The organism is Paenibacillus campinasensis, assembly GCF_002272015.1.
GTDB lineage: Bacteria > Bacillota > Bacilli > Paenibacillales > Paenibacillaceae > Paenibacillus_AQ > Paenibacillus_AQ campinasensis.
Genome location: NZ_NPBY01000082.1, coordinates 1 through 15,211 on the forward strand (window position 1 = coordinate 1; position 15,211 = coordinate 15,211).

The 15,211-nt window shown below is 52.5% G+C and carries 10 protein-coding genes; all 10 read left to right on the forward strand.

What is annotated here, in order from left to right:
* Positions 1-219 precede the first annotated feature (219 nt).
* The 10 genes from CHH67_RS23065 to CHH67_RS23110 all read left to right on the forward strand — a co-directional run bounded on the left by CHH67_RS23065 (position 220) and on the right by CHH67_RS23110 (position 15,122).
* Entirely contained in the window at positions 220-1,224 is a 1,005-nt protein-coding gene (locus tag CHH67_RS23065; protein WP_179292208.1) for an alpha/beta fold hydrolase, read from the forward strand.
* Between the two features lie 414 nt (positions 1,225-1,638).
* Positions 1,639-6,723, forward strand: coding sequence for an S-layer homology domain-containing protein (locus CHH67_RS23070; RefSeq protein ID WP_244908311.1), 5,085 nt, complete (start codon positions 1,639-1,641; stop codon positions 6,721-6,723).
* Between the two features lie 314 nt (positions 6,724-7,037).
* A complete protein-coding gene (locus tag CHH67_RS23075) occupies positions 7,038-7,565 on the forward strand; it encodes a TlpA family protein disulfide reductase (RefSeq protein ID WP_095267723.1) in 528 nt (175 codons plus the stop codon).
* A gap of 172 nt (positions 7,566-7,737) precedes the next feature.
* On the forward strand, positions 7,738-8,079 hold the full coding sequence (locus tag CHH67_RS23080) for a Na-translocating system protein MpsC family protein (RefSeq protein ID WP_095267724.1): 342 nt from the start codon (positions 7,738-7,740) through the stop codon (positions 8,077-8,079).
* Positions 8,080-8,413: 334 nt separating this feature from the next.
* A complete protein-coding gene (locus tag CHH67_RS23085; protein WP_095267760.1) occupies positions 8,414-9,496 on the forward strand; it encodes an ABC transporter substrate-binding protein in 1,083 nt (360 codons plus the stop codon).
* Positions 9,497-9,523: 27 nt separating this feature from the next.
* Positions 9,524-10,453 carry a nucleoside hydrolase gene (locus CHH67_RS23090; protein WP_095267725.1) on the forward strand — a complete coding sequence of 310 codons (930 nt, stop codon included), beginning with the start codon at positions 9,524-9,526 and terminating at the stop codon, positions 10,451-10,453.
* A gap of 126 nt (positions 10,454-10,579) precedes the next feature.
* Positions 10,580-11,401 (forward strand): ABC transporter permease, encoded by an 822-nt coding sequence (locus tag CHH67_RS23095; RefSeq protein ID WP_095267726.1) that lies wholly within the window; start codon positions 10,580-10,582, stop codon positions 11,399-11,401.
* Between the two features lie 4 nt (positions 11,402-11,405).
* Positions 11,406-12,197 carry an ABC transporter permease gene (locus tag CHH67_RS23100; RefSeq protein ID WP_095267727.1) on the forward strand — a complete coding sequence of 264 codons (792 nt, stop codon included), beginning with the start codon at positions 11,406-11,408 and terminating at the stop codon, positions 12,195-12,197.
* 17 nt (positions 12,198-12,214) lie between these two features.
* Positions 12,215-13,273 carry an ABC transporter ATP-binding protein gene (locus CHH67_RS23105; protein ID WP_095267728.1) on the forward strand — a complete coding sequence of 353 codons (1,059 nt, stop codon included), beginning with the start codon at positions 12,215-12,217 and terminating at the stop codon, positions 13,271-13,273.
* Between the two features lie 43 nt (positions 13,274-13,316).
* Positions 13,317-15,122 carry an adenine deaminase C-terminal domain-containing protein gene (locus CHH67_RS23110; RefSeq protein ID WP_095267761.1) on the forward strand — a complete coding sequence of 602 codons (1,806 nt, stop codon included), beginning with the start codon at positions 13,317-13,319 and terminating at the stop codon, positions 15,120-15,122.
* Positions 15,123-15,211: the final 89 nt, after the last annotated feature.

The window sequence follows — 15,211 nt, forward strand, 5'->3', positions numbered from 1 at the left end:
AGTAGGCATCCCGTGGAAGCGCAAAGCATCAAGCCCGGCATGTGGCGCAAAGGCAGGAGGCCGGGCGAATAATCCGCCTCCGGACCGGGTTAGATCAACGCCCGGAGACGGAGGTTATCTTTTTCGAATTTTGATACCCTTACTTCAATCGCGTGTAGGATGCTTAAGCACTCATTGTCTGTCTTCCTACAGCGCAGGTCGAATAAGGGAGGAACCGCAATGTCGTTTCGTATCGTTCATGGGTACACGCCGCCGATCCGGTCGAAGGACGGAAGCCATCCGCCGAAGAGCATCGCCTCTATGGAGATATTCAATCTCAGAGGCTTCCCGCAATGGGTGGTCCTGCGGGGGCATGACACCGACAATCCGCTGCTGCTGTTTTTTCACGGCGGGCCAGGAGCTTCGCAGACTGGAGCGCAGCGCAGATATTTGGCGGGGCTCGAAGAGAAGTATACGGTGGTGAATTGGGATTACCGTGGAGCGGGGAAAAACTATCAGCCCGGAATCCCGCCTGAAACAATGACGATCGGCCATCTGCTTAAGGATGCCCGCGAGCTGGCGGTCCAGCTTCTACAGAAATTCGGGCAGCGTCGACTGTTTGTCATGGGTCATTCATTCGGCGCCTTGTTCGGGCTGCGTTTTGTCAATGTTTACCCGGAGCTGGTGCGCGCTTATGTGGGCATCAATCAGCCGACAGACCGCGCGGCAGAGGAAGGACGCTCGTATGAATGGGTATATCAGGAGGCAGAGAAGCGAGGACTGAAAAAGGCAGTTGCAGTGCTGGAGCGTATGGGGGCCCCGAGGAACGGTCTATATAAAACGATGAGTGATTTTGTCCAGCAGCGAAAGCTGTTGACAAAGCTGGGGGGCGTCGCTTTTGAGCAAAGTCCGACTCAGATCAATGTAATCAGCAATCTGTTTACCCCCGAATTGTCATGGCCGGAGCGGTTTCGTTTCATGAAAGGGTTCTCGTTTAGCAACGAGCATCTCTGGGATGAATTTGTGGGACATAATCTGTTTGAGCAGATTCGGGAAGTTCGGGTTCCGGTGTATTTTGTGGCTGGGGCGCATGATCGAATATGTCATGACCTCATTATGGAATACGTTAAACAGCTTAAAGCGCCAAGCATCCATGTGGACGTATTCGAGAAATCCGGGCATCTTGCCTGCTTCGAAGAGCCGGACAGATTCATGAGGCTGATGACAGAAGAAGTGCTGGTATAGTCGAAGAGCGGATGAATGAGGCGTAATAAGAGGATAAGGGAAGTAGATTTTACAGGTTGACCATGCGGCGTTTGTTCATTGATCTATGACGCGACCGATTGGTGCTGATCAAAAATCCTGTGTTCCTTTAATCAAGAAGAAAAGGAGCCGGGATTTTTTTTGATTTCATTTTGGCATTGTAGAGTTTTTGTAGAGATGCAGCTGGTATCATTACTAAGTTAGGAAGAAAGTAACAAAGAGTAGGTACTTAGTAACAAGGGAGAACGATCACAATCTATAGGTCGCATCCATTGTCCTGATGAATGCAGCTAGCGAGACATATACAAAAGAGTGCCACTAATCAAGGGGAAAGAGGAGAGGAGAATTATGTTGAGTACCAGATCATCTTTACGGAGGGGCCGACGGTATTTGTCGATGCTCTTGACGATTGCCATCGTCTTGAGTTCATTTGCCCCCGCCGCTGTCGCCAGCAGCTCAGGTGCGGGAGGGGCTGTTGAAGGCGTTACTTACTTCGTCGACCATGATAACTGGGGAGGGCCGGGTTCAACCGGAATAGATGGAGACCTGGATATCGGGATCAAGAATCAGAACAATTCCCCGGCAGACAACTATGATAAGTTTCCAATCGAGTTTAAATTCGATGTGGACAAGCCGGTACCGGGTGATGCCGAGGCTTACCTGCTTATTCGCGCTTATGATGTGGATGAGGAAGACGGGAACTATAACGATAGCACCAACGGCGAATGGGACCGCGTATATTTCTCGTCCAATCCCGAGCATATCCGCATGAACCAGCGCTACACGCAGTGGAAATATCCCATTCCCGGTGCGAACATTCCGAATAATGGTTATATGAATGAGATGCACCAAGACGCTTATGTCGGAGCTCTTTCGGGCAGCGACACCAAGTGGAATACGACGGTACTCCCGATCGAGGCCGGCAAAATCGTGCAGGGAGAGAACTACGTAGGGATTACGATTCATCACTACTATCAAGATCCGAGCAATCCCAACTCCAATTGGCAGATGACGGTGGACTGGGGGCAGCTTGTTATTAACGGAGGCTCCCGCAGCAAAGGGGAGATTACTTATGCAAGCCTTGAACCCGGCAGCGTCAATAATGAACTCATTGTTAATACGGAGTTTATGCCGAAGGTGAACGGAGACTTCTCCATTGAGGTCAGCTTAATTGAGAAGGCTACAATCGGCGGGGATGTCGTGGATCAGAACCTGGCCATCGGGCAGAAGCGGATCAGAGGCGGCCAGGCGAACACACTCAACAAAAATGAAATCGTCCTGAAGGACGTGAGGCTCGATCCGAATAAAGAATACACGCTTAACGTGATCTTGTATGAGGATGGGGGAGCGCTCACAGAAAGCCCGAAGGATGTCAACAATACGCCAATCAGTATCGACATCGATCCGATGGAGGTACAGCATATCTATACGATGTCTACATTTGATCCGAAGGTCGAAGACATCGAGCTGAACAACAGACCTCAGTATGAGCCGACATGGTTTAGCCTGAACGATTTCGAGGACAAGTTGTTCAAGATCAATGGGCGGCAGGATAACACACTTGAAAAAGTTAAAATCGTGACGCTGCCCGATCCGTCCACCGGTCGCCTCGTCTTCGGACAAGATGATGTCGCCGCAGGGGACGAGCTGAATGCTGCGGAGCTAGGGAACCTGAGATTTATCCCGACTGCGAGCGGCGGGTTCAATCAACCGGTCACCTTCGAGTGGAATGGTTACGATCAGGACAAGAAGAAGTACGCACAATTCAATGCCGAAGTCGTCATTTCGCCGAACCTGGCGCCAGTACTGGACAATGTCAACATCCCAGTGAACAAGGGAACAACTGCTGTTCCGGTGGGAGATGGCATAAACCGGGCGGTACAAGATGACCAGGCACCGTTGCAACCTGACCATGTGGCAGTACTTTCACTGCCATCTACCGGGACTTTGATGCTCGGACAGACAGCGGTCACGCAGGGAATGGAGATCCCTTGGGCGCAGCTGCCGGCATTGACGTATGTGCCGGAGAGTGCGAACCAGACGGGCACGGTGACGTTTTCCTGGAACGCATCAGACGGACTTCAGTATGCGAAAGATCCGGCAACCGTCACGATTACCATTAACCATCCTCCTGTCGCTCTGGATGTCGTGAAGACAGGACTTGAAGGCAGGCCGGTCGTTATCCCAGCAGTAGAGTTTAAAATGACCGATGCGGATGGAGACGACCTGAAACTCATTGACATCGTCAACGTGGATCCATCCATAGGGAAGCTTCAGTATACTACGGTAACCGATGGCACTTACCGGGACATTGCGGGACCGATTGATTACGCTACCCTGGCCTCCGTTATCTTTACGCCTGCAGCGGATCTGCCACTATACCCTCCGGTTGTGACCCAATGGAGGGCACAGGACGGGAAGCAGTTCTCGGAGCAGCCAGGCAGCATTACGATTACGTATGACGGAAGACCGATTGCTCACCCGCAAATCATCGAAGCTGAGGAAGGTTCCGGTGTTATTCCGGTGATCCTGACGGGAGAGGATGCGGAGAGTGCCGTTCTGGCCTATGACATTATCAGCCAACCGGCTAAAGGAACGCTGGAGCCCTCCGCAAATGGAAGCCAGCATTGGATATATCGTCCGGATCCAAGCTTCGTTGGCGGGAAAGATTCATTCCGGTTCACCGTAACGGATGATGTATATCATCAGAGCAGCGAACCGGCTGAAGTGACGATTGTTATTAACCGTACCCTCGATGGGTGGGTAGGCGATCAGCAGCAGGGAGATAACGAGGTCGTTACTGCCATCCCAGGCAAACCTCTCGCGCTTAACGCTGTCAGCTCCCTGCATGCGCAGAAGGTAAACGCCATCGTGAACGGGGTTGTGGTTCCGCTGACCGAGGTCAATCCGGCAGGAGCCGAGGCGGCGGGGTACCGGACTTGGAGCAACAGCCACTGTATCATGGCGCTGGGCATAGCTCCAGGAAATTGCGTTCTTCCGATGGATACGGCAGCCGGCCTGCACCTGGTTACATTCGAGGCGTTTAACGGAGCCGGGCAATCACTCCCTGCGGAGATGAAGCTGCAGGATAACCAGTTCAAGGTGGTGGGTACGAACCTGACACTGCTGGCGAAGCCTGAGTCCATTCCAGGGGACGGTAAATCAACGACGGAATTAACTGCTGTCGTGAAGGACGGAGACGGAAAGCCGGTGGAAGGGGTCGCGGTGACTTTTGAAGCGCCCGCAGGTCAGGGCGAGTTCGTGGGTCCACATACGGCGGTAACGGACCAAGACGGCAAAGCGGTGGTTGTGTTTAGATCACCAAAGATTAGCGGCGTGAACAATGAGACGATTGAAGTCACCGCAACCGTGGATGAGCCTGCACGAGGATTGTACGGGAAGGACAACATTCAGATTACGTTCCAGCCGGCTGTCGTTCGAGGCATGATTACAGAAGGCGAATCTCATCGTCCTGTCGCCCATACTCCGATCCGGATTACACTTGATCTAAATGGCGATGGCATCATCGAGGCGGGCGTCGACTTCATTGCAACCGTGGTAACGGACGAGCACGGGGCCTACTCGTTGCCTGTTCCGAAGGGAGATGCCACGTACAACGTGGAATTTACCCGGGAAGTTATGATCGGCGGCGTTCCGACGCCAGTAACCTATGCGCAGAAGGCGAGAGTCGATAAAATCGCTGGCAACAGTGAAGTGTTTGATTCGGAAAAGACGGTCACAGGCATGGTGTTGTTCCAGAAGAGCAACGGCCTCACCAGTTTGCTGAACAACAGCATGATTGATAACATGAAGGTTTATCTGAAGGATGAGAATGGCGTCTATATTACGGATGCGTCCGGCTCCAAGAAGCCGTTCGAGTTAGGTAAACAGGGTGTCTTTACCGCAGACGGATTGGAAGCCGGGCAGAAGTATGTGCTTGAAGTATGGTATGAGATGGAGATTTATGACGAGCATGGACCGACCGGCAAGTACAAGGAAATTGCGATCAACGGGAAGCGTGATCCACAGAATCCGGATGTGATCCGCTATCCAGAGATTGCATTGAAAGCCAACGGGGAAGTGAATCTCGTACAAGATCTTGTAGATCCGTACGGAACCATATCAGACGGCCATACCCAATTGCCGATCGAGGGCGCTGATGTAACCTTGTATTATGCCAACACGGCAAGAAACAAGGCGAACGGCGTGACACCGGACACGAAGGTATACTTGCCGCCGCTGCCTGGTTTTGAACCTAACAACAATGAAAGTCCGAGCCAGAAGAGTGACTCGAAGGGCTTCTATGCTTACATGGTCTACCCTGAAACTGATTATTATCTGGTTGTTCGCAAGGACGGCTATAACAGCTACACAAGCCAGACGATTTCCGTAGAGTGGGATATCGTCAAACATGATGTGAAGTTATATCGGCCAGCGAGCGGGGACGTATCAAGTCCGGCTCAGCCGGGGAGCAGCCCTCAACAGCCTGCCGTATCCCTGGATCTGGCGGTAGACAGCAATCTTGTTCAGGAAGGGTCGGAGTCCAAACTGCGTGTTTGGTACAAGAACGAAGCTGCTTCTCCTCTGCAAGGGGGTGTAATTACCATCACGCTGCCGGACGGCACGGAAGTGATTGATGCCCAGGGCGGTCAGGTGGAAGGCAACACGATATCCTGGAGCATCGGACGTCTGGCAGGCCAGCAGTCCGGGGAGTTTATCGTGACATTGAAATGGCCGCAGCTGGATAGCAAGGAAGCGGTGTTTGATATCAAAGGCAGCTTCACAGCGAACGGACAGGGGGCTTCGGAAGCGCGCGGTTCGTTGAAGATCCAAGTCTTCTCTACGCGCTATGAATCGCTAAGTCACCAGCGTTACATTCTCGGCTACCCGGACGGGGAGTTCAAACCGAACCGGTCCCTGACGCGTGCTGAATTGGCAGCGATTGTTGCCCGTCTGACGGAGAATAGCGTGCTGGATACCCCGATAGCTTATTCCGATGTTCCATCGGATTACTGGGCTGCCAACTATATTCGAATTGCAACCAAGCATGGCTATTTCAACGGATTTGCTGACGGCACCTTCCGTCCGGATGTTCAGGTGACGAGAGGCGAGCTGGCGATGGTCATGACGCGATTCCTTGATCTTGAGGTCAGCCAGTCAGGAGAGATGCACTTTAACGATATCGATGGACACTGGGCATCCGATGCGATCGAAGCTTTATATCGCAATAAGTTCCTGAGCGGCTATCCGGACGGATCCTTTAAGCCGCGGAATTCCATCATACGTTCTGAAGCGGTGACCTTGATTAACCGGATGCTGTATCGTGGTCCGCTGCAAGGCCTTGAACCATTGTTCCCGGATATGCCGAAGTCGCATTGGGCATTCGGGGATGTCCAGGAGGCCACCATCTCCCATGAGTCGGTGCGTCAAGCGGATGGAAGCGAGCAATGGATCCGAAACATCGCGGATGATGTGAAGTAACCGAAGCGAGGCGGAGACGCAAGAAGACAGACGCTTTGCTTTGAAAGCCATCCAGGCATGTCCGGGCTATGCACGGCTTGCATAGAGGACAAGATGTGACTGAAACCAAACCCATAGGAAGGACATTCTTAATAAGTGGCCTTCTTATGGGTTTTTTTTGCGTACATCATGCAGGCATGTAATCTCTGTTACTGGAATCAATTGTACTAGGTGGTAAACTTTTGATTAGGCAATATCATTTTCACCTAAAGGTACGATGGCTTATTGCCGATAGGAATTACAGGTTCTGATATTTAAAGGGTGGAGGAGCTTTTATGAGGGGAAAATGGAGTCTAATTGGAACAGGCATCATTTTGCTGGCTTTTATCGCGGCTGTTCTTATGGTAGTGACGGATTATAAGGCTCCGGCGAAATCTCGGGAATCGGCTGCTGCACAGCTGACGCTTAATCGCCTTCAGGATCTGGAGCCGGTGACCGTTGATTTTGCGGAGAAGCCGACGGTGCTGTTGTTTTTTACATCATGGTGCCCATATTGCCAGGAAGATGCACCCAAGATGGTCACGCTACACGAGAAATACAAGGACCAACTTAATCTGTATGGCATTAATCTTGCTCACCGTGATGAAGAAAGTGAAGTGAAGCAATATGTTCAATCGTTTCAAATCGAATATCCTATCTTGCTCGATGAAGACGGTGAGGTATACGCTCAATATGCCGGAAACGGATTTCCATCGCTGTATTTTTTCGATTCGGAGGGGAACGTTATACAGGAGCTTGTAGGGGCAACTGATATCGATACCATAGAGCAGCTTTTTGTCTCTTTCCTGGAAGGATATCATTGATTCGGATGGCTAATGCCGGACATTCCCTGGTTGCTTAAACCTTCATTGTTCGGGTTTTATAGGTTTTTTGAAGCTAAAATTGTTCTTAAAGCTTGCCCAATGCCGAATATTTATGTATAATCAAACGTGTCAACGCTTCGAATGTACGGTAGTAAATGATGAAGGTGGTATCATGGAACTGCTGGACAGCAATGAGAGCAAGAAGAAGATGTGCCAGTATTACAATGAAATCTCGAAGGAACTGTTCGGCTTCGGTACCACTCTCCTGAGAGTGAGCATCGATCAGAATATTGTGACCTTCTATGCGAAACACCGGCGCTCGCCGCGCTCCGACGCCCTGGAAGGGGAGGCCCCCGGCTTAAAGCTGGAAGTGGACTTCCGCATGTCTGTCTTGTATAAGAAGAAATTCCGGGAGAAGCTGGAGGAGCACATGGGGCTATCCATTGAAGCTATATTGCGGGATTATGATGCGTCTACACAGTGGGCGATCACGAATGTCATTTTGAAGTCTTGACGGTCTCAAGGCCCGGAAGGTTCACAGGATGACAATCCCTGACAATTTCATATGATGGCGTTTGACTTCGGATTGATTCTGAGGCAAAAACCGATGATACGATTGACTGGCGGGTATCGCTTTCCTTTGTTTACGAAGAAAAGTGTTCTTGTTTTCTACAAGAATGCTTTTCTTTTTGTTTTTTTATAATAAGAAATCATCTCAGAGGGGCAAAAGGAGGGACGGGGCAGGATCATCTTAGCCATGCGATCATTCCACCGATCAGAGGATGGATGAGAAGAAACAAGCCAAACCTTAAACTAACATTATATTTCAGGAGGTCTATAGAACAATGATGAAAAAATGGTTGAGCGGGGTAACTGCAGTCGTTATGACATCGGTATTGCTGGCAGGTTGTGGTGGTGCAGGCAACACAAGTGATAATGAAACGGCAGGAGATACGGGCGGCAGCGCTGCGGCGCCAACGAAGCTGGTTGTTTCTACTTGGGGATTCTCTGAGGATTTTTTCAACGAAGAAGTGTTCGGTCCATTTGAGAAAGAGCATAATGTCGATATCGTGGTTGAGGTCGGCAACAACGCGGAACGTCTGAACAAGGTTCGTCAAGGCACATCCGAGGTTGATGTGATTTATCTGTCGGATTATTATGCACAGCAGGCCATTGATGAAGGATTGTTCGAATTCATTGACCGCGCGAACATTCCAAACGTTAACGATATCTATGAAATTGCCCAAGCTCCGCTCGGTGAGAATTATGGGCCCGCGTACACGGTAGGCCAGCTCGGGATTGCTTACAATCCAAACCTGGTGTCCATAGAAGTCTCGTCCTGGAGCGATCTGTGGGATCCGGCATTTGCGAACAACCTGACTATGCCTAACATTACGGCGACAGCAGGTCCGATGGTTGTGGATGCGGCATCGTATGCTGCAGGCAAAGACAGCTTTGATGAGGAGGCGGCTTTTGCCAAGCTTCAAGAGCTTAGCGGCAACATCGTCAAGTTCTACAGCCAGACCTCTGAATTCGTGAACATGTTCGCTCAGGAGGAGATTGCCGGAGGCCCGATCATGGAGATGTACTTTAAGGATCTGCAGGTGGCTGTCCCTGATGCCAAATTCGTTACGCCAAGCGAAGGCGGTTATGCGGTTATGAATACGATCAATGTCGTGAAGGGCACCAAGAACAAAGAGCTGGCTGAGAAGTTCATTAACTGGCAGCTGAGCCAGGAAGTACAGACTGCATCGGCTAAAGCCAAGGTAGACTCTCCGGTCAATACCAAGGTGGAGCTGACAGCGGAAGAGGCGGAGGGCATTACGTATGGTGCGGAGCTCGTGGAATCGCTGAACAAGCTGGACATGGAGTTTGTAAACCGCAAGGCCAAAGAGTGGACGGATCGCTGGAACCGTGAGATTGCCCGCTAATGGCCTGCTAACAGGAGCTGATTGAATATGAATAGCCGGATCATCCTTGATGTAGATACCGGAATTGATGACGCGCTGGCGATTATACTGGCCGTCAAAAGCCGCAAGCTGGACATGCTCGGGATTACAACCGTCTGCGGAAATGTATCGTTGCAGCAGGCGACAGAGAATACCTGCAAGGTGCTGGAGCTGATAGATGCGACTGACGTGCCGGTGATTGCCGGCGCGGCCAGCCCGCTGATTCGCAAGTCCCATTATGAGCACCGCGTTCATGGCCAGGACGGGCTCGGCGGGGCACTGCCCGAGCCGCCTGTGTCTAAGCAGGCGCAGGAAGGATTCGCTCCGGACTTCATCATCGAGCAGGTGATGAAATACCCGGGTGAAGTCACCCTGATCATGACCGCGCCGCTGACGAACCTGGCACTGGCGCTGATGAAGTGTCCGGAGCTGCCTCGTTATCTGAAAGAGGTCATCTTCATGGGCGGTGTCGTACGCGGGCATGGCAATGTGACCCCGACGGCGGAATATAACACCTTCGCCGATCCGGAGGCGGCCAGGATGGTGCTGCATGCCGGGATCGATCAGCTTACACAGGTCGGCCTGGATGTCACCAGGCAGACGCTGCTGAACGATGCGGCCATCGCGAAGCTGACGGATTCAACACTTCGCAGTTATGTGGCGAAGAGCACGGAGATTTACATCAACCGCTATGAGCAGATGAATGGCGTGCGGGCTTGTGCCCTGCATGATCCTCTGGCTGTGGGCGTGGCGCTGAATCCGGAGCTGGTGGGCCGCAGGAAGTATTATGTGGACGTCGAGACCGCAAGCCGGCTGTGTGATGGACAAATGGTGTGCGACATTCAGAATCGGCTGGGGCAGGAGCCCAACCTGCTGGTCTGTGAGACGGTGGATGCCGATCGGTTTCTGGAGATGTTCATCGGGGTTCTGAATTCCTGATCCCCGCCCCCTTCGGGGCGGCGCGATCAACAGCAAGATGCGTTGCATGCAGCAGAACAACAGGATATTGATGTAATGATGTTTGGTATGTTATAACACTCATTCCTAATGTACAGGAGTATCACGATGAAAAAATCAGCAGTGTACTGGCTACTGCTGCCCGGATTTGTGTTCCTGGCGGCGTTCATGGTCATTCCGATCGTCCTGACCATCGGGTCGACTTTTGTTCAGGAGAATGCGTTCACCCTTGACGGGTATTTGCATTTCTTCAAGGACCCCTACTTTCTGAAAATATTGCTGACAACACTGCAGGTCAGTGTCGTCACCACCCTGGTGTGTGTGGTGCTCGGATTTCCGACGGCTTACTATATTTCGCGCAAGGCGCCGCGGCGGAAAGGGATACTGCTCGCGCTCGCGATTTTTCCGCTGTTAACGAGCCCGGTTGTGCGCTCATTCAGCTGGATGATCATTCTGGGGCGCAAAGGGCTGATCAACAATGCCTTGGTTGGGCTTGGCCTGATTGATCAGCCGCTGGATATATTGTACACTCCGGCAGCGATGATGATTGGTTTGACACATCTGTTCCTGCCGCTGATGATTATTTCTCTTGTCGGGGTGCTGGAGAATATTGATCAGGATCTGCTTAAGGCAGCCCAGAGCCTGGGCGCCTCGCGCTTTACAGCCTTTCGCCGGGTGGTATTCCCGCTGGCGGTACCGGGACTTGTGATCGGGGCTGTGCTCGTCTTCGTAGGCAGCCTGACCGCGTATACAACGCCGGCGCTGCTTGGAGGCAAGCAGCGGGTGATCGCCACGTTCCTGTACCAGAATGCCATGACGCTCAATGACTGGTACCTGGCTTCGGTCATCGCAGCGATTATGATTGCCATTACGTTTATTGTGGTCGGCGTCATGAACAGAATGGCCAAAACTTTGAATCCGAAGGGGTAGACATATGCGGGAGAAACATTTCGGTCTAGGCCTGTTCAGCCTGCTGGTCTTTATCTTTCTGTTAGGGCCGCTGCTGATCATATCCGTCACTTCATTTGAGCCCGGGACGGTGCTCAAGTTTCCGCCAGAGGGCTTTTCGCTTCGCTGGTATGAGAATATTTTTAAGACAGGCGGATTTATCCGCACGTTTCAAATATCGATCATCGTTTCGCTGCTTGGGAACCTGCTGGCGTTAATCCTCGGGATCCCGGCTGCGTATGCGCTGAGCCGTTATGATTTCAAAGGCAAATCGCTTCTGAACGCCATCTTCCTGTCCCCGGTGCTCATTCCCGGGATCGTGCTTGGTTTTACCCTGATGAAATATTTGATCGTCGTGTACCAATTGCCGATGTATCTCGGGCTGCTGATTGGCCATACGATTATCATGCTGCCGTTCATCATCCGGGTCATTGCTTCCAGCTTGTCGAGCTTCGACTTTGCGGTTGAGGAAGCGGCGCTCAGTCTGGGGGCGGGACGCGTGAGAACGTTCTTCCAGGTGGTGCTGCCTAATATCCGTTCGGGGATTCTGGCAGCGGTGCTGATCGCTTTTCTGGAGTCGTTCAACAACGTGGACATCTCGGTCTTCATGACCGGGCCGGGCGTAAGCACGCTGCCGATTCAGATGCTGACGTATGTCGAGAACTATTTTGACCCGACCATTGCGGCCATATCTGTGCTGCTGATGGTGCTGACCGGGCTGCTCATGTTCTTCATTGAACGGATTATGGGCGGACTGACTTATTTCACTAAACGATAATTGGAGGCGCACAAGTGATGGCATTGCTGACATTGGACCAGGTATCGGTCGCGTATGACAACCAGACGATTCTCAAGGATTTCAGTCTGGAGCTGGAAAAAGGCAAGCTGCTCTCCCTGCTCGGACCGAGCGGCTGCGGCAAAACAACAACCCTGCGCCTCATCGCAGGTTTCCTGGAAGCGAAGCAGGGCAAGTTCCTGTTCGGTGGCAAGGATTATACCCGGGTTCCGGTGAATAAGCGGAATTTCGGTTTTGTGTTTCAGAGCTATGCGCTGTTCCCGCATTTGTCCGTCTATGACAACGTCGCTTTCGGTTTGCGGATGCGGAAGGTGAAGGACCGCGATGTTTCCGAGCGGGTGATGCGCATGCTGGAGGTTGTGAACCTGAACGGCTTCGAGAAGCGGTTTCCGCAAGAGCTGTCGGGTGGTCAGCGTCAGCGGGTGGCGATCGCCCGGGCGCTGGTGATTGAGCCGGATCTGCTGCTGTTCGATGAGCCGCTCAGCAACCTGGATGCCAACCTTCGGGTCAACATGCGGGTGGAAATTCGCCGCATCCAGCAGGAGCTTGGCATTACGACCCTGTACGTATCCCATGATCAAGAGGAATGCTTCTCCATCTCGGATCAGGTGGCCATTATGAACAAGGGTATTGTGGAGCAGCTGGATCGTCCGGAGACGATCTTCAAATATCCTGCGACTGAGTTTGTGGCACGATTTATCGGATTTCACAACTTTATTGAATTTGACGAGCGGTCCGATGCAGGAGATGCGATCTCGCTCAAGGTGGGTGGCCGGCTGTTCACGGCAACCGCGAATCCTGGAACGGTGCGTCCAGGCGCTCGCAAAGGCGCCATTCGTCCCGACGACCTCATCGTCAGCGGAGATACTGGCCAGGAGGCCGCGAATGCGCTGCCTGGGATGATCAAGGTCAGCACGTACCTGGGCCGCAGCTATCAGTATGTCGTTGAGACCGAGCTGGGTGATTTCACCGCCAATCAGGAGATGGAGACGCCATACTTCAGCGGGCAACGGGTGAACCTGATTTTCCCGCAGGACAAGCTCGTGCTCGTGGAATAGAGCAGGCAGCAGGAAGCAGCAGATGAAGAAGGAGATTATGCCGATGCGTGCAGATCAACTGATTGTGAATGTAAACGTGTATAACAGTTCCTATAAAAGATTCGAGCCGAATAACGTAGCGGTTCTGAATGGCAAGTTCATGTATATCGGGCCCGGCGGCCCGGAGCTGCTGGAGGCGGATGAGGTGATCGACGGCCAGGGGAAGTATATGATCCCCGGGCTGATCGACATCCATCTGCACATCGAGAGCTCGATGGTGACGCCGGCTACATTTTCTCATGGACTGCTTCAGTGCGGGGTCACTACGATTGTTGCTGAGCCGCATGAGATGGCCAATGTGTTCGGACTGGAAGGGGTGCAGGAGATGATGGCCGCCAGCCGCGAGACGGTGGTGGACATGTTCTATTCCATTCCTAGCTCCGTTCCGGCCACGCCGATGGAGACAACTGGCGGCTCCATCGAGATTGAGGATATGGATGTGCTGCTTGCGACGGGGGAGATCATCTGCCTCGGGGAGATCATGAACTACGTGGATGTTATCCGGGACCCTGATTGCAAGACAAATCAGATTTTGCGACATATCCGCCAGAACTATCCGGACCTTGTCATTGAAGGACATACTCCGAAATTGCTAGGACTGGACCTGCATCGGCTGATTTATGCCGGAGTTGATTCCGACCATACCCATCAGAGTATTGAGGGATTGGAGGCGAGAATTGCAGCGGGTATGTTCATTGAGATTCAGGAGAAATCGATGACGCCGGAAGTGATGAAATATTTAATGGAGCATGAGGTATCTCAGCATTTCTGCTTTGTTACGGATGATGTGATGCCGGATACCTTCGTTGCGCGCGGGCATCTGGATCATATCGTTCGTAAGGCAATAAGCATGGGCATGCGCCCTGAGGATGCGATTTATGCGGCGACATCCACCCCGGCCTTGCGCATGAAAATGACCGACCGCGGCAGCATTGCTCCGGGCAAGGTGGCAGACTATATGCTGCTGTCGGATATTAGCGCACTGGCGATTGAGCGGGTGTACAAAAATGGACGGAAGGTGTACGACGCATCAGAGCCTTATGAGCAGCAGCGCAGCAGCGGACAGTTCCCGCCGCATTTTTACCGGAGTGTGAAGCTGTCTTCACTGGGTGCGGATGATTTTGTGATCCGTGTCGCCGACGCCGGCGGCAATGACAGGGTTAACGGAACGAGAGCTGGGGATCAGGTGCATAGCAGAACGGAAGCTGTCCGGGAGAGTGGTTCGGCTGCCGTTCCGGAAGAGGATGTATTCCGCTGCCGGGTGATGATGGTGAAGGACGGATCTACCTTTGTTGAAGAGCATATTGCCCAGGTGAAGGCGGTTGACGGAGAACTGCAGTGGGAAGGCAGCGAGTATGGCCTGATCGCGACCTTTGAGCGCTACGGTATGAACGGCAACCGTGCTTACGGTCTCATTGGAGGCGACACCATTAAGCGCGGGGCCATTGCCACAACCTATTCACATGACAACCATAACCTGCTGGTTGTTGGACGGAATCGGGCTGACATGGTGCTGGCTGCGAACCAGGTAATTGAGAGCCAGGGCGGCTTCTGTGTGGTTGAGGACGGGCAGGTGCTGTCCATGCTGAAGCTGCCGGTGGGCGGCATTCTGACGGAAGAGCCGCTGACTGAGGTGTCCCGGCAGGTGAAGGAGCTTCGCTCGGCGATGCTGTCACTCGGGTATGTGCATTACAACCCGATTATGTCGCTCAGCACGCATTCGCTTGCCGTCAGCCCGGCCTTGAAGATCACGGATCATGGCCTGATTGATGTGAATGCCGGTAAAGTGGTGCCGTTGATAGTGGATTGATCTTTTCTTGTGTGATTTTATAGACGAAAGACCCTTTGGTCGTGCCTTGTTTAGGCGCGGTCAAGGGGTCTTGTTGTCGGCGTTTAAAG